Genomic DNA, 15489 nt, shown 5'->3' with positions numbered 1-15489 from the left:
AAGGATGATTGAAGCAGACCGTCTGATTTCTGCCGGTACGACTTTGCCGGAAGATGTGGCAGATCGCGCCATTCGCCCCAAATTACTGGAAGAGTATGTTGGTCAGCCGCAGGTTCGTTCACAGATGGAGATTTTCATCAAAGCAGCGAAACTGCGCGGCGATGCCCTCGATCATCTGTTGATTTTTGGCCCTCCGGGTTTAGGTAAAACCACGCTTGCTAACATTGTCGCCAATGAAATGGGCGTTAATTTACGCACGACTTCCGGTCCGGTGCTGGAAAAGGCCGGCGATCTGGCAGCAATGCTCACTAACCTTGAACCGCATGACGTGCTGTTTATTGATGAGATCCACCGTCTTTCACCAGTGGTGGAAGAGGTGTTGTATCCGGCAATGGAAGACTACCAACTGGATATCATGATTGGTGAAGGTCCGGCGGCACGCTCCATTAAAATTGATTTGCCCCCGTTTACCCTGATTGGTGCAACCACGCGCGCAGGTTCGCTGACATCACCGTTGCGCGACCGTTTTGGTATTGTGCAACGTCTGGAGTTTTATCAGGTGCCAGATCTGCAATATATCGTCAGTCGCAGCGCGCGCTTTATGGGGCTCGAGATGAGTGACGATGGCGCGCTGGAAGTGGCGCGTCGGGCGCGTGGTACGCCACGTATTGCCAACCGCCTGCTGCGTCGAGTGCGTGATTTCGCCGAAGTGAAGCATGATGGTACCATCTCGGCAGATATCGCCGCCCAGGCGCTGGATATGCTGAATGTCGATGCTGAAGGTTTCGATTATATGGACCGCAAATTGTTGCTGGCGGTAATCGATAAATTCTTTGGTGGGCCTGTAGGTCTGGATAACCTGGCGGCGGCTATTGGCGAAGAACGTGAAACCATTGAGGATGTGCTGGAGCCTTATCTGATTCAGCAAGGCTTTTTGCAGCGTACACCACGCGGGCGTATGGCGACAGTGCGGGCGTGGAACCACTTCGGCATCACGCCGCCAGAAATGCCGTAGTTCAAATAAGGCGCTCGCGCCGCATCCGACACTGGCAATGTGCCTGATGCGACGCTGTTCGCGTTTTATCAGGTCTACCTGGTATAGCGAACCGTAGATCAGATAAGGCGTTTGCGCCACATCCGACACTGGCAATATGCCTGATGCGACGCTGTTCGCGTTTTATCAGGCCTACCTGATATAGCGAACCGTAGGTCGGATAAGGCGCTCGCGCCGCATCCGACAAATGTGTTCAGCGATAGATTAGCTGGCCTGTTTTTTCATCATACTCAAAATAAACAACAGCGCAGCGCACAGCACCACTGACGGACCCGCAGGCGTATCGTAAAACGCTGAAAAAGTTAAACCCCCGGTTACAGCAATCATCCCCACCAAAACTGCGACACCTGCCATCTGTTCCGGCGTACGGGCAAAACGACGTGCGGTAGCCGCCGGAATGATCAGCAGCGAGGTAATAATCAACGCTCCGACAAATTTCATTGCCACACCAATCGTCAATGCTGTTACCAGCATCAACAGCAATTTCACGCGCTGTAATTTCACACCATCGACAAATGCCAGATCCGGGCTAATGGTCATCGACAGTAAATTACGCCATTGCCAGAACAGAATTGCCACCACAATGACCACGCCAATGGCGATGGAGATGAGATCTTCCGGCGTCACTGCCAGCAAATCACCGAACAGGTATGCCATCAAGTCAACGCGAATGTTAGACATCAGACTGACAACGACCAGGCCCAGCGACAAGGCACTGTGCGCCATAATTCCCAATAACGTGTCGATCGCCAGCTGTGGACGCTTCTCCAGCCATACCAGACCGCCCGCCAGCAGCAGCGTAACGGCAATCACTGCATAGAAGGGATTCACGTCCAGCAACAGACCAAAGGCCACTCCAAGTAAAGACGCATGGGCCAGCGTATCGCCGAAATAAGACATACGACGCCAGACAACAAAAGAACCCAAAGGACCTGCGGCACAGGCCAGCATAATCCCGGCTAACCAACCGGGAAATAATAATTCAATCATGAGCGATCACTTCCCCGACGCAGAACAATTCGCCCCTGTAAATCGTGGCGGTGATTATGATGATGGCGATAAATACCCAGCTGTTCAGCTCCACGAGGCCCGAACATCGAAATAAATTCCGGATGCAGGGAAACGACTTCTGGTGTGCCAGAACAACAGATGTGATGGTTAAGGCAAAGTACTTCATCGGTTTTTGCCATTACCAGATGCAGATCGTGAGACACCATTAAAACGCCACAATCCAGTTCGCGACGTAACTGGTCAATAAGGTCATATAACGCCACCTGACCATTCACATCCACGCCCTGGGTGGGTTCGTCCAGAACTAATAACTGGGGCTGATTTAACAATGCGCGCGCGAGTAGTACACGCTGCGTTTCACCGCCAGAGAGCTTTTGCATTGGCGCGTCAATAAGATGCCCAGCCTGAACGCGTTTTAGTGCAGGCAGAATATCTTCCTTATGTGTTCTGGGGCGTAAGCGTAAAAAACGGTTTACGGTCAGTGGCAACGTGGTGTCGAGATACAGCTTCTGCGGCACATAACCAATGCGCAGTTTTCCGTGGCGCTTGATAACACCTTCATCTGGTGTTACCAGCCCGAGAACAACCCGAACCAGTGTCGACTTACCTGCGCCGTTCGGCCCAAGTAAGGTCAAAATTCTACCAGGCTTGAGTTCCAGCGACACATCAGAGAGGACGCGGCGTTGGCCAAATGAAACCGAGACATTTTCCAGGGAAACCAGACTTGTCATGTTAATTTTAGTCTTGCAGTAGTCATGAAATGTTATAATATCACACTTCTTATATTCATTACGATGATTGGTCGCATTATGTTACATAAAAAAACGCTTCTTTTCGCAGCATTATCTGCTGCTCTCTGGGGCAGTGCAACTCAGGTAGCAGAAGCTGCCGTTGTCGCTTCGCTTAAACCTGTTGGATTCATCGCTTCCGCTATTGCTGATGGAGTAACAGAGACGGAGGTGTTACTTCCTGATGGGGCCTCTGAACATGATTATTCACTGCGTCCATCTGATGTAAAACGCTTACAGAACGCGGACTTAGTTGTCTGGGTTGGACCGGAAATGGAAGCGTTTATGCAAAAGCCCGTGAGTAAATTACCCGAAGCGAAGCAGGTAACCATTGCGCAGCTTGAGAGTGTAAAACCGCTGCTGATGAAAAGCATTCACGACGCTGATGATGATCATGACCACGCGGAAAAAAGTGACGAAGATCACCATCACGGCGATTTCAACATGCACGTTTGGCTTTCCCCAGAGATAGCGCGGGCTACAGCGGTTGCAATCCATGGAAAATTAGTGGAACTTATGCCGCAAAGTCGAGCCAAACTTGACGCCAACCTGATGGAATTTGAGGCGCAATTAGCTTCAAGTAGGAAACAGGTTGGTAACGAGCTCGCGCCGCTCAAGGGAAAAGGTTATTTCGTTTTTCATGATGCTTACGGCTACTTCGAAAAACAATTCGGACTGACACCGCTTGGTCACTTTACCGTAAACCCAGAGATTCAACCTGGCGCGCAGCGTTTACATCAAATAAGAACACAGTTGGTTGAGCAAAAAGCAACTTGCGTTTTTGCTGAGCCACAGTTCAGGCCTGCGGTCGTTGAAAGCGTCGCACGAGGGACATCCGTTCGTATGGGAACGTTGGATCCCCTTGGGACGAATATCAAACTGGGCAAAACAAGCTATTCAGAATTCCTGAATCAATTAGCTAACCAGTACGCGAGCTGCCTGAAAGGAGATTAATGAGGAAGTGATTACGTGCAACAGATAGCCCGCTCTGTCGCCCTGGCGTTTAATAATTTACCGCGACCACACCGCGTTATGTTGGGGTCGCTCACCGTTCTTACACTGGCCGTCGCTGTCTGGCGGCCTTATGTTTACCACCGAGACGCCTCGCCTATTGTCAAAACCATTGAGCTTGAACAGAACGAAATTCGTTCTCTCTTACCTGAGGCCAGTGAGCCGATTGATCAAGCTGCGCAAGAAGATGAAGCCATTCCACAGGACGAACTGGACGACAAAATCGCTGGTGAAGCCGGCGTTCATGAATATGTCGTTTCTACGGGCGACACGTTAAGTAGCATCCTTAATCAATATGGTATTGAGATGGGTGATATCACCCAACTTGCTGCTGCTGATAAAGATCTGCGTAACCTGAAAATTGGTCAACAACTCTCCTGGACATTAACAGCTGATGGCGAGTTACAGCGTCTGACCTGGGAAGTGTCTCGCCGCGAAACTCGTACCTATGACCGCACCGCTGCTAATGGTTTTAAAATGACCAGCGAAATGCAGCAAGGGGAGTGGGTTAATAGTCTGTTGAAAGGAACCGTTGGGACAAGTTTTGTTGCCAGCGCCCAAAGTGCAGGTTTAACCAGCGCTGAAGTGAGCGCGGTGATTAAAGCAATGCAGTGGCAGATGGACTTCCGCAAAGTGAAAAAAGGTGACGAATTTGCGGTATTAATGTCACGTGAAATGCTTGATGGCAAACGTGAACAAAGCCAACTGTTGGGCGTGCGTTTGCGTTCAGAAGGCAAAGATTACTATGCTATTCGCGCTGAAGATGGCAAATTCTACGACCGCAACGGTACGGGCCTGGCGAAGGGATTCTTACGATTCCCGACGGCAAAACAGTTCCGCATTTCGTCTAACTTTAACCCGCGTCGTCTGAACCCGGTAACCGCTCGCATTGCGCCGCACAGAGGCGTTGATTTTGCGATGCCACAGGGTACGCCGGTGCTTTCGGTGGGGGACGGTGAAGTGGTCGTTGCTAAACGCAGTGGCGCCGCTGGTTATTATGTCGCGATTCGTCATGGTCGCAGCTACACCACGCGTTATATGCATCTGCGTAAGATTCTGGTTAAACCGGGGCAGAAGGTGAAGCGTGGCGATCGTATCGCGCTTTCCGGTAACACCGGACGTTCAACTGGGCCACATCTGCACTATGAAGTATGGATTAACCAACAGGCTGTGAACCCGTTGACAGCGAAACTGCCGCGTACTGAAGGGCTGACCGGTTCAGATCGTACCGATTTCCTGGCGAAGGCCAAGGAGATTGTACCGCAGCTACAGTTTGATTAATTAATACCCATTGGCAGCCGGTACGCAGTCAGTGCCGGCTTTTTTATTTGGTGCGGGGCAAGTTGCGCCGTTACACTACCACCAGATTGATTATCGCCTTATCCAAAACTGGAAAAGCATGGAAACGAAAAAAAATAATAGCGAATATATTCCTGAGTTTGATAAATCCTTTCGTCACCCTCGTTACTGGGGAGCCTGGTTGGGCGTGGCGGCAATGGCCGGTATTGCTTTAACACCCGCGAAATTCCGTGATCCCATCCTTGCGCGGTTGGGGCGTTTTGCCGGAAGACTGGGTAAAAGCTCACGTCGTCGGGCGTTGATCAATCTGTCTCTCTGCTTTCCAGAACGTAGCGAAGCCGAACGCGAAGCGATTGTTGATGAGATGTTTGCCACCGCGCCACAAGCGATGGCAATGATGGCTGAACTGGCGATACGTGGGCCGGAGAAAATCCAACCTCGCGTCGACTGGCAGGGGCTGGAGATCATCGAAGAGATGCGGCGTAACAACGAGAAAGTGATCTTTCTGGTACCGCACGGCTGGGCAGTTGATATCCCCGCTATGCTGATGGCCTCACAAGGGCAGAAAATGGCAGCGATGTTCCATAATCAGGGCAACCCGGTTTTTGATTATGTCTGGAACACGGTGCGTCGTCGTTTTGGCGGTCGTCTGCACGCGAGAAATGATGGTATTAAACCTTTCATCCAGTCGGTTCGTCAGGGCTACTGGGGCTATTATTTACCGGATCAGGATCATGGACCTGAACACAGCGAATTTGTTGATTTTTTCGCAACCTATAAAGCGACGCTGCCAGCAATTGGTCGCCTGATGAAAGTGTGTCGCGCGCGTGTCGTTCCGTTGTTCCCAATCTATGATGGCAAAACCCATCGTCTGACGATTCAGGTTCGTCCACCGATGGATGACCTGTTAGAGGCGGATGACGCTACCATTGCGCGGCGTATGAATGAAGAAGTTGAGATTTTTGTTGGTCCGCGACCAGAGCAGTACACCTGGATTTTAAAATTGCTGAAAACGCGCAAACCGGGCGAAATCCAGCCGTATAAGCGTAAAGATCTTTATCCCATCAAATAAAAAAAGCCTCTCGTGAGGAGAGGCTCTCGTCTAATGTTAAGTGCGCATTTATTCTATGCGCATGCTTATCGGCCCTACAGGTTGATCGTAATTTATTGAATTATCACGGTCCTGTAGGCCGGATATGGCATTTATGCCGCATCCGGCAACTAACTTACTCTACCGTTAAAATACGCGTGGTATTCGTCGAACCCACGGTACTCATCACGTCGCCCTGGGTGACAATCACCAGATCACCAGACATCAGGTAGCCTTTATCGCGCAGCAGATTTACTGCTTCGCTGGCAGCAACTACGCCATCATTTGTACTGTCAAAATAGACCGGCGTAACACCACGATAAAGCGCAGTCAGGTTCAGCGTGCGTTCATGACGTGACATGGCGAAAATCGGCAGACCGGAGCTGATACGAGAAGTCATCAGCGCGGTACGACCAGATTCGGTCATGGTGATGATCGCGGTAACGCCTTTCAGGTGGTTAGCTGCGTACATTGCGGACATCGCGATAGCTTCTTCCACATTGTCGAACTGAACGTCCAGGCGGTGTTTAGACACATTGATGCTCGGGATTTTTTCGGCACCCAGGCAAACACGCGCCATTGCAGCAACGGTTTCAGATGGATATTGACCAGCGGCGGTTTCCGCAGACAACATTACGGCGTCAGTACCATCCAGAACGGCGTTCGCCACGTCCATGACTTCTGCACGCGTCGGCATTGGATTGGTAATCATCGATTCCATCATCTGGGTAGCAGTAATGACTGCGCGGTTCAGCTGACGCGCGCGACGAATCAGCGCTTTTTGAATCCCAACCAGTTCGGGATCGCCAATCTCTACGCCGAGGTCGCCACGTGCGACCATCACCACGTCAGAAGCGAGGATGATGTCGTCCATTGCATCCTGGCTGCAAACGGCTTCCGCACGTTCAACTTTGGCGACAATTTTCGCATCACAACCTGCATCGCGCGCCAGGCGACGAGCATAATTCAGATCTTCGCCGCAGCGTGGGAAAGAGACAGCCAAATAATCTACGCCAATCAATGCCGCAGTTTTAATGTCTGCTTTGTCTTTCTCTGTCAGCGCTTCAGCCGACAGACCGCCGCCGAGTTTGTTGATCCCTTTATTGTTGGAGAGAGGGCCGCCGACGGTCACTTCGGTGAACACTTTCATGCCCTGAACTTCCAGCACTTTTAACTGTACGCGACCGTCGTCCAGCAGCAGAATGTCGCCAGGCACGACGTCAGAAGGCAGACCTTTATAGTCGATACCGACTTTTTCTTTATCGCCTTCACCTTTGCCCAGGTTGGCATCCAGCAGGAATTTATCCCCAATATTGAGGAAAACCTTACCTTCTTTAAAGGTAGATACGCGAATCTTTGGCCCCTGAAGGTCACCGAGAATAGCCACATGACGACCCAGTTTTGCGGCAATTTCACGAACTTTATCCGCGCGCATTTTATGGTCTTCAGGCGAGCCATGAGAAAAGTTCATTCGTACGACGTTTGCACCCGCTGCGATGACCTTTTCAAGGTTATTATCGCGATCGGTAGCCGGGCCTAACGTGGTAACGATTTTGGTTCTGCGAAGCCTTCTGGACATGTAATACTCCGTTGACTGAAACAACCAGGTGTTGCTTGAACATGAATTCGCATAAACTAAAACCATTATGGTTGTAATTTAAACACATGCGAATATCGTATAAAGATAGAACAGTGATAATCGATTTAGCGATCGTCACTCAATTTAAGTAACTGCTTATCAAAGCGCGATTCCTTGAGTGCTTCCTTGACCCGCTTCAAGTTATCTCTGAATTTTGTGCCGCGTCGCAAAGTAAATCCTGTTGCCAGCACATCTATCACGGTCAACTGCGCAAGTCGAGACACCATGGGCATATAAATGTCAGTATCTTCAGGTACGTCGAGGGTAATTGCCAGCGTTGCTTCCCGGGCGAGTGGCGTACCGGCGGAGGTGAGGGCAATTACCATCGCGTCGTTTTCCCGTGCTAACTGCGCCAGTTCAACCAGATTTTTGGTTCTTCCGGTGTGAGAAATCAGCACAACCACGTCTCCGTCGCTAGAATTCATACAACTCATGCGTTGCAACACGATATCGTCGGAGTAAACCACTGGAACATTAAAGCGAAAAAACTTATTCATCGCATCGTGGGCGACGGCGGCAGAAGAGCCCAGACCGAAAAAGGCGATTTTTTTGGCCTGAGTCAGGAGGTCGACGGCACGGTTGACGGCAGATTTGTCCAGCGAGTGACGGACGTGATCGAGCGTGGCCATTGCCGACTCAAATATTTTCCCCGTGTATGATTCAACGCTGTCATCTTCATTCACGTTGCGATTAACATAGGGCGTGCCATTTGCCAGGCTTTGTGCCAGATGAAGTTTAAAATCAGGAAAACCGCGGGTGTCCATGCTGCGACAGAAACGATTCACCGTTGGTTCGCTAACATTGGCCTCAAGCGCCAGAGCAGCAATACTCGAATGGATTGCGTTGTCAGGCGAAGCAAGAATGACCTCGGCGACTTTTCGTTCTGATTTGCTCAAATGTTCCAGTTGAGACTGGATTTTTTCCAGCATATTCATGATGTAAAGAGACTCACGGTAATGACGATTTCCACACTGAAAGAAATCGAAATGCAGTTTGGTCTGATATTACGCCTGTGTGTCGTATTAATGACAAAAGCGGATAAAAAAGTTGTCATTTTTTTTCATAACATGATCAGTGTCAGATTTTTACCCAATGGAAAACGATGATTTTTTTATCAGTTTTGCCGCACTTTGCGCGCTTTTGCCGTAATCGCACGGGTGGATAAGCGTTTACAGTTTTCGCAAGCTCGTAAAAGCAGTACAGTGCACCGTAAGAAAATTACAAGTATACCCAGGCTTAAGTACCGGGTTAGTTAACTTAAGGAGAATGACATGGCGGTAACGCAAACAGCCCAGGCTTGTGACCTGGTCATTTTCGGCGCGAAAGGCGACCTTGCGCGTCGTAAATTGCTGCCTTCCCTGTATCAACTGGAAAAAGCCGGTCAGCTCAACCCGGATACCCGTATTATCGGCGTAGGGCGTGCTGACTGGGATAAAGCGGCATATACCAAAGTAGTCCGCGAAGCGCTGGAAACTTTCATGAAAGAAACTATTGATGAAGGTTTATGGGACACCCTGAGTGCACGTCTGGATTTTTGTAATCTCGATGTCAATGACACCGCTGCATTCAGCCGTCTTGGTGCGATGCTGGATCAAAAAAATCGTATCACCATTAACTACTTTGCCATGCCGCCAGGCACTTTTGGCGCAATCTGCAAAGGGCTTGGTGAGGCGAAACTGAACGGCAAACCGGCGCGCGTGGTGATGGAAAAACCGCTGGGTACGTCGCTGGCGACCTCGCAGGAAATCAACGATCAGGTTGGCGAATACTTCGAGGAGTGCCAGGTATACCGTATCGACCATTACCTTGGTAAAGAAACGGTGCTGAACCTGTTGGCGCTGCGTTTTGCTAACTCCTTGTTTGTGAACAACTGGGACAACCGCACTATTGATCATGTTGAGATTACCGTGGCAGAAGAAGTGGGGATCGAAGGGCGCTGGGGCTATTTTGATAAAGCCGGTCAGATGCGCGACATGATCCAGAATCACCTGTTACAAATTCTCTGCATGATTGCGATGTCTCCGCCGTCTGATCTGAGCGCAGACAGCATCCGCGATGAAAAAGTGAAAGTACTGAAGTCTCTGCGCCGCATTGACCGCTCCAACGTACGCGAAAAAACCGTACGCGGGCAATACACTGCGGGCTTTGCCCAGGGCAAAAAAGTTCCGGGCTACCTGGAAGAAGAGGGCGCAAACAAAAGCAGTAACACGGAAACCTTCGTGGCTATCCGTGTCGATATCGACAACTGGCGCTGGGCTGGCGTACCGTTCTACCTGCGTACCGGTAAACGTTTGCCGACCAAATGCTCTGAAGTGGTGGTCTATTTCAAAACGCCAGAGCTCAATCTGTTTAAAGAGTCGTGGCAGGACCTGCCACAGAACAAACTGACTATCCGTCTGCAACCTGATGAAGGCGTGGATATTCAAGTGTTGAACAAGGTCCCGGGTCTTGATCACAAACATAACCTGCAAATCACCAAGCTGGATCTGAGCTATTCAGAAACCTTTAATCAGACGCATCTGGCAGATGCCTATGAACGCCTGCTGCTGGAAACCATGCGCGGTATTCAGGCGCTGTTTGTACGTCGTGATGAAGTGGAAGAAGCGTGGAAATGGGTGGACTCCATTACCGAAGCATGGGCGATGGATAACGATGCGCCGAAACCGTATCAGGCCGGAACCTGGGGACCGGTTGCTTCGGTGGCGATGATTACCCGTGATGGCCGTTCCTGGAATGAGTTTGAGTAATATCTGCACTCATCCTTTATGGTTATTTTACCGGTAACATGATCTTGCACAGATTGTAGAACAATTTTTACACTTTCAGGCCTCGCGTGGATTCACCCGCGAGGCTTTTTTTATTACACTGACTGAAACGTTTCTGCCCTATGAGCTCCGGTTACAGGCGTTTCACTCATAAATCCTCTGAATGAAACGCGTTGTGAATCATCCTGCTCTGACAACTCAATTTCAGGAGCCTTTATGAATCCACAATTGTTACGCGTAACAAATCGAATCATTGAACGTTCGCGCGAGACTCGCTCTGCTTACCTCGCCCGGATCGAACAAGCGAAAACTTCGACCGTTCATCGTTCGCAGTTGGCATGCGGTAACCTGGCTCACGGTTTCGCAGCTTGCCAGCCAGAAGACAAAGCCTCCCTGAAAAGCATGTTGCGTAACAATATCGCCATCATCACCTCCTACAACGACATGCTCTCCGCTCACCAGCCTTATGAACATTATCCAGAGATCATTCGTAAAGCACTGCATGAAGCTAATGCGGTTGGCCAGGTTGCGGGTGGTGTTCCGGCGATGTGCGATGGTGTTACCCAGGGGCAGGATGGTATGGAACTGTCGCTGTTAAGCCGCGAAGTCATTGCGATGTCTGCGGCGGTGGGGCTGTCCCATAACATGTTTGATGGCGCGCTGTTCCTCGGCGTGTGCGATAAGATTGTCCCAGGGCTGACGATGGCCGCGCTGTCGTTCGGTCATCTGCCTGCGGTATTTGTGCCGTCAGGTCCGATGGCAAGCGGGTTGCCAAATAAAGAAAAAGTGCGCATTCGCCAGCTTTATGCCGAAGGGAAGGTGGATCGAATGGCACTGCTGGAGTCAGAGGCTGCGTCTTATCATGCCCCTGGTACATGTACTTTCTACGGTACTGCCAACACCAACCAGATGGTGGTGGAGTTTATGGGGATGCAGTTGCCGGGCTCTTCTTTTGTTCATCCAGACTCCCCGTTACGTGATGCATTAACTGCAGCCGCTGCGCGCCAGGTTACACGCATGACTGGCAACGGTAATGAATGGATGCCGATCGGTAAGATGATCGACGAGAAAGTGGTGGTGAACGGTATTGTTGCGCTGCTGGCGACCGGTGGCTCCACTAACCACACGATGCACCTGGTGGCGATGGCGCGAGCGGCGGGTATTCAGATCAACTGGGATGACTTCTCTGATCTTTCTGATGTCGTACCTCTGATGGCACGTTTGTATCCAAACGGTCCGGCCGATATTAACCACTTCCAGGCGGCGGGTGGTGTACCGGTTCTGGTGCGTGAGCTGCTCAAGGCTGGCCTGTTGCATGAAGATGTCAATACGGTGGCGGGCTTTGGTCTTTCGCGCTATACCCTCGAACCATGGCTGAATAACGGTGAGCTGGACTGGCGCGAAGGTGCAGACAAATCGCTCGACAGCAATGTGATTGCTTCCTTTGAACAACCTTTCTCGCATCATGGCGGGACAAAAGTGTTAAGCGGCAACCTGGGCCGTGCCGTCATGAAAACCTCTGCAGTGCCGGTTGAAAACCAGGTGATTGAAGCGCCTGCTGTTGTTTTTGAGAGCCAGCATGACGTTATGCCTGCTTTTGAAGCGGGTATGCTGGACCGTGATTGTGTGGTTGTTGTCCGCCATCAGGGGCCAAAAGCGAACGGAATGCCAGAATTACATAAACTCATGCCGCCACTTGGTGTATTATTGGACCGGCGTTTCAAAATTGCGTTAGTTACCGATGGACGACTCTCTGGTGCTTCAGGTAAAGTGCCGTCAGCTATCCACGTAACACCAGAAGCCTACGATGGTGGGCTGCTGGCAAAAGTGCGCGATGGGGACATCATTCGTGTGAATGGACAGACAGGCGAACTGACGCTGCTGGTAGACGAAGCTGAACTGGCTGCTCGCGAACCGCACATTCCTGACCTGAGCGCGTCACGCGTGGGAACAGGACGTGAATTATTCAGCGCCTTGCGCGAAAAACTGTCCGGTGCCGAACAGGGCGCAACCTGTATCACTTTTTAAGACGACAAAATTTGTAATCAGGCGAGAGAAAACTCTGATGAAAAACTGGAAAACAAGTGCAGAATCAATCCTGACCACCGGCCCGGTTGTACCGGTTATCGTGGTAAATAAACTGGAACACGCGGTGCCAATGGCAAAAGCGTTGGTTGCTGGTGGGGTGCGCGTTCTGGAAGTGACTCTGCGTACGGCGTGTGCAGTTGATGCTATCCGCGCTATCGCCAAAGAAGTGCCGGAAGCGATTGTGGGTGCCGGTACGGTTCTGAATCCGCAGCAACTGGCAGAAGTAACTGAAGCGGGCGCACAGTTCGCAATCAGCCCAGGTCTGACTGAACCACTGCTGAAAGCGGCGACAGAAGGGACTATTCCTCTGATTCCAGGTATCAGTACTGTTTCTGAACTGATGCTGGGTATGGACTACGGCCTGAAAGAATTCAAATTCTTCCCGGCAGAAGCTAATGGCGGCGTGAAAGCACTGCAGGCGATTGCGGGTCCGTTCTCTCAGGTTCGTTTCTGCCCGACTGGCGGTATTTCTCCGGCTAACTACCGTGATTACCTGGCGCTGAAAAGCGTACTGTGCATTGGTGGTTCCTGGCTGGTTCCGGCAGATGCGCTGGAAGCGGGCGATTACGACCGCATTACTAAGCTGGCGCGTGAAGCAGTAGAAGGCGCGAAGCTGTAACAGTCAAAATGCCCGATCGTGAATCGGGCATTTTTGTCGCGTTTTTGCCAGATTTAACCTTGTACTTTTACCTGTGCGGCGGCGTGCTTCGCGCGTTCAATCGCTTCATCAACACTTTCTGCTGTAGCCAGCGCAACCCCCAGACGACGGCTACCATCAATTTCCGGCTTACCAAATAAACGAATCTGCAAACCTGCGCCAACGGCCTCCTGCACGTTGTCAAACGTGACATTCTGGCTGGTCAGTTGCGGCAGGATAACGGCTGAAGCGGCAGGACCATACTGGCGAATCCCGCCCACCGGCAGTCCCAGGAAAGCACGCACATGCAGGGCAAACTCAGAAAGATCCTGAGAAATTAACGTCACCATCCCGGTGTCATGCGGGCGAGGGGAGACTTCACTAAAAATCACCTCATCCCCACAGACAAACAACTCGACACCAAACAGCCCATAACCACCCAGTGCAAGCACCACCTTGCGGGCAATCTCCTGCGCACGTTCGAGGGCCAGTGGGCTCATTTGCTGCGGTTGCCAGGATTCACGATAGTCACCATCTTCCTGGCGATGACCTACAGGCGCACAGAAATGAACACCATCCACCGCGCTGACGGTCAGCAGGGTAATTTCGAAATCAAACTTAACGACGCCTTCAACAATCACGCGACCCGCTCCGGCGCGACCACCTTGCTGGGCGTACTCCCATGCCTGAGCCAGTTGTTCGGCAGAGCGAATAAACGTCTGTCCCTTGCCGGAAGAACTCATCACCGGTTTAACAATGCAAGGATAGCCAATGGCGGCGACCGCCTCGCGGAAAAGGTCTTCGCTATCAGCGAAACGATAAGTTGAAGTGGGAAGCTGAAGCTCTTCCGCAGCCAGACGACGAATACCTTCGCGGTTCATCGTCAATTGTGTTGCACGCGCGCAGGGGACAACATTTAGCCCTTCCTCTTCAAGCTGGATCAGCATATCGGTAGCAATAGCTTCGATCTCCGGCACGATATAATGTGGTTTTTCCAGTTCAACAACACGGCGCAATGCGTCGCCATCCAGCATATTAATGACATGGGCGCGATGCGCGACATGCATGGCGGGCGCGTCGGCATAGCGATCGACCGCAATCACCTCTACGCCGAGGCGTTGGCATTCGATAGCCACTTCTTTACCCAGTTCACCGGAGCCCAATAACATCACGCGAGTTGCTGCCGGACGCAGCGCAGTGCCTAATAACGTCATAACGAATATCCCCTGATTAATTCCGCGTGAAGTATAAACGAAAACGTTTGCGCATGTCTTTATTGCTTGATTGCTTGCGTTGATTTCTCGACTGAAAAGCAATATACTGTATAAAATTACAGTTATGGTGAGAGGCTGCAAATGGCGGTTGAAATTAAATACGTAGTCATTCGTGAGGGCGAAGAGAAGATGTCGTTTACCAGCAAAAAGGAAGCCGATGCTTATGACAAAATGCTCGATACAGCGGATCTACTCGACACATGGTTGGCGAATTCTCCGGTGACAATGGAAGACGAGCAGCGTGAGGCGCTTTCTTTGTGGTTGGCGGAACAGAAAGATGTGCTTAGTACCATTCTGAAAACCGGTAAATTACCTTCTCCCCAGGTGGTCGATACTGACACGGATGGGGAAGGTGAAACCCACGCCGCCTGAAGCAACTTGCGCTCCTGATAATTTGTACCATGCTTTCTCCTGAATCATTGTGCTATGGAGAAAAACATGAAAAAAAGAGGAGCGTTGTTGGGGCTGTTGTTGGTTTCCGCCTGTACATCAGTTTTCGCTGCCAATAACGAAACCAGCAAGTCGGTAACTTTCCCCAAATGTGAAGGTTTAGATGCAGCCGGAATCGCTGCGAGTGTAAAACGTGATTATCAGCAAAACCGCGTGGCGCGCTGGGCAGACGATCAAAAAATCGTCGGTCAGGCCGATCCGGTGGCGTGGGTTAGTTTGCAGGACATTCAGGGGAAAGATGATAAATGGTCGGTACCGCTGACCGTGCGTGGTAAAAGTGCCGATATTCATTATCTGGTTAATGTGGATTGTAAAGCGGGAATGGCGGAATATCAGCGGCGCTAATGGCTTCTGATAATTCGGCTGACCGTTGGCGGATGCGG

Annotated in this window: 14 protein-coding genes; 9 read left to right on the top strand and 5 right to left on the bottom strand. The window is 51.0% G+C overall.

Going from position 1 to position 15489, the window contains the following annotated elements; all coding sequences use genetic code 11:
• Positions 1–4: 4 nt before the first annotated feature.
• Complete coding sequence (gene ruvB / locus D9738_RS07890; RefSeq protein ID WP_000568522.1) at positions 5–1015, top strand: Holliday junction branch migration DNA helicase RuvB; 1011 nt, start codon at positions 5–7, stop codon at positions 1013–1015.
• A 243-nt stretch (positions 1016–1258) separates the two neighbouring features.
• On the opposite strand, the gene znuB is transcribed toward ruvB, so the two are convergent.
• Both znuB and znuC read right to left on the bottom strand, forming a co-directional pair.
• The gene (znuB, locus tag D9738_RS07880; protein ID WP_130208494.1) at positions 1259–2044 is read right to left on the bottom strand and encodes a zinc ABC transporter permease subunit ZnuB; all 786 of its coding nucleotides are present in this window, start codon (positions 2042–2044) and stop codon (positions 1259–1261) included.
• Positions 2041–2796, bottom strand: a complete 756-nt coding sequence (gene znuC / locus D9738_RS07875; RefSeq protein WP_130259907.1) for a zinc ABC transporter ATP-binding protein ZnuC — start codon at positions 2794–2796, stop codon at positions 2041–2043. Before znuC ends, znuB begins: the two co-directional genes overlap by 4 nt.
• 78 nt (positions 2797–2874) lie before the next feature.
• On the opposite strand from znuC, the gene znuA reads away from it, so the two are divergent.
• The 3 genes from znuA to lpxM all read left to right on the top strand — a co-directional run bounded on the left by znuA (position 2875) and on the right by lpxM (position 6235).
• Complete coding sequence (gene znuA / locus D9738_RS07870) at positions 2875–3807, top strand: zinc ABC transporter substrate-binding protein ZnuA (RefSeq protein WP_074399578.1); 933 nt, start codon at positions 2875–2877, stop codon at positions 3805–3807.
• Positions 3808–3822: 15 nt separating this feature from the next.
• A complete protein-coding gene (mepM, locus tag D9738_RS07865; RefSeq protein ID WP_130208492.1) occupies positions 3823–5145 on the top strand; it encodes a murein DD-endopeptidase MepM in 1323 nt (440 codons plus the stop codon).
• A 118-nt stretch (positions 5146–5263) separates the two neighbouring features.
• Positions 5264–6235 (top strand): lauroyl-Kdo(2)-lipid IV(A) myristoyltransferase, encoded by a 972-nt coding sequence (lpxM, locus tag D9738_RS07860; protein ID WP_130208491.1) that lies wholly within the window; start codon positions 5264–5266, stop codon positions 6233–6235.
• 154 nt (positions 6236–6389) lie between these two features.
• Here lpxM and pyk read toward each other — a convergent pair whose 3' ends face one another.
• A complete protein-coding gene (gene pyk, locus D9738_RS07855; RefSeq protein ID WP_130208490.1) occupies positions 6390–7832 on the bottom strand; it encodes a pyruvate kinase in 1443 nt (480 codons plus the stop codon).
• A 125-nt stretch (positions 7833–7957) separates the two neighbouring features.
• Positions 7958–8827, bottom strand: coding sequence for a DNA-binding transcriptional regulator HexR (hexR, locus tag D9738_RS07850; protein ID WP_130259906.1), 870 nt, complete (start codon positions 8825–8827; stop codon positions 7958–7960).
• Positions 8828–9163: 336 nt separating this feature from the next.
• Between hexR and zwf the strand changes: the two genes are divergently transcribed.
• The 3 genes from zwf to kdgA all read left to right on the top strand — a co-directional run bounded on the left by zwf (position 9164) and on the right by kdgA (position 13364).
• Entirely contained in the window at positions 9164–10639 is a 1476-nt protein-coding gene (gene zwf, locus D9738_RS07845; RefSeq protein WP_130208489.1) for a glucose-6-phosphate dehydrogenase, read from the top strand.
• 234 nt (positions 10640–10873) lie between these two features.
• A complete protein-coding gene (gene edd / locus D9738_RS07840; RefSeq protein ID WP_130208487.1) occupies positions 10874–12685 on the top strand; it encodes a phosphogluconate dehydratase in 1812 nt (603 codons plus the stop codon).
• A gap of 37 nt (positions 12686–12722) precedes the next feature.
• On the top strand, positions 12723–13364 hold the full coding sequence (kdgA, locus tag D9738_RS07835; protein ID WP_064529269.1) for a bifunctional 4-hydroxy-2-oxoglutarate aldolase/2-dehydro-3-deoxy-phosphogluconate aldolase: 642 nt from the start codon (positions 12723–12725) through the stop codon (positions 13362–13364).
• 53 nt (positions 13365–13417) lie between these two features.
• Here the strand turns inward: kdgA and purT are convergent, their stop codons facing one another.
• Positions 13418–14596 carry a formate-dependent phosphoribosylglycinamide formyltransferase gene (gene purT, locus D9738_RS07830; RefSeq protein ID WP_130208485.1) on the bottom strand — a complete coding sequence of 393 codons (1179 nt, stop codon included), beginning with the start codon at positions 14594–14596 and terminating at the stop codon, positions 13418–13420.
• A 141-nt stretch (positions 14597–14737) separates the two neighbouring features.
• Here purT and yebG point away from each other — a divergent pair, with 141 nt between their 5' ends.
• Positions 14738–15028, top strand: coding sequence for a DNA damage-inducible protein YebG (gene yebG, locus D9738_RS07825; RefSeq protein ID WP_130208483.1), 291 nt, complete (start codon positions 14738–14740; stop codon positions 15026–15028).
• 66 nt (positions 15029–15094) lie between these two features.
• Positions 15095–15451, top strand: a complete 357-nt coding sequence (gene yebF, locus D9738_RS07820) for a protein YebF (RefSeq protein WP_130208481.1) — start codon at positions 15095–15097, stop codon at positions 15449–15451.
• Positions 15452–15489 lie beyond the last annotated feature (38 nt).

Source organism: Escherichia sp. E10V5, assembly GCF_004212315.1.
In the GTDB taxonomy this organism is placed as follows: Bacteria; Pseudomonadota; Gammaproteobacteria; order Enterobacterales; family Enterobacteriaceae; genus Escherichia.
This window is presented reverse-complemented; position numbering and strand designations above follow the sequence as displayed.

What these genes read in the sequence shown, in the direction of transcription:
- ruvB (WP_000568522.1), top strand. Translation starts at nt 5, where the DNA reads ATGATTGAAGCAGACCGTCTGATTTCTGCCGGTACGACTTTGCCGGAA.
- znuB (WP_130208494.1), bottom strand. Translation starts at nt 2,044, where the DNA reads ATGATTGAATTATTATTTCCCGGTTGGTTAGCCGGGATTATGCTGGCC.
- znuC (WP_130259907.1), bottom strand. Translation starts at nt 2,796, where the DNA reads ATGACAAGTCTGGTTTCCCTGGAAAATGTCTCGGTTTCATTTGGCCAA.
- znuA (WP_074399578.1), top strand. Translation starts at nt 2,875, where the DNA reads ATGTTACATAAAAAAACGCTTCTTTTCGCAGCATTATCTGCTGCTCTC.
- lpxM (WP_130208491.1), top strand. Translation starts at nt 5,264, where the DNA reads ATGGAAACGAAAAAAAATAATAGCGAATATATTCCTGAGTTTGATAAA.
- pyk (WP_130208490.1), bottom strand. Translation starts at nt 7,832, where the DNA reads ATGTCCAGAAGGCTTCGCAGAACCAAAATCGTTACCACGTTAGGCCCG.
- hexR (WP_130259906.1), bottom strand. Translation starts at nt 8,827, where the DNA reads ATGAATATGCTGGAAAAAATCCAGTCTCAACTGGAACATTTGAGCAAA.
- zwf (WP_130208489.1), top strand. Translation starts at nt 9,164, where the DNA reads ATGGCGGTAACGCAAACAGCCCAGGCTTGTGACCTGGTCATTTTCGGC.
- edd (WP_130208487.1), top strand. Translation starts at nt 10,874, where the DNA reads ATGAATCCACAATTGTTACGCGTAACAAATCGAATCATTGAACGTTCG.
- kdgA (WP_064529269.1), top strand. Translation starts at nt 12,723, where the DNA reads ATGAAAAACTGGAAAACAAGTGCAGAATCAATCCTGACCACCGGCCCG.
- purT (WP_130208485.1), bottom strand. Translation starts at nt 14,596, where the DNA reads ATGACGTTATTAGGCACTGCGCTGCGTCCGGCAGCAACTCGCGTGATG.
- yebG (WP_130208483.1), top strand. Translation starts at nt 14,738, where the DNA reads ATGGCGGTTGAAATTAAATACGTAGTCATTCGTGAGGGCGAAGAGAAG.
- yebF (WP_130208481.1), top strand. Translation starts at nt 15,095, where the DNA reads ATGAAAAAAAGAGGAGCGTTGTTGGGGCTGTTGTTGGTTTCCGCCTGT.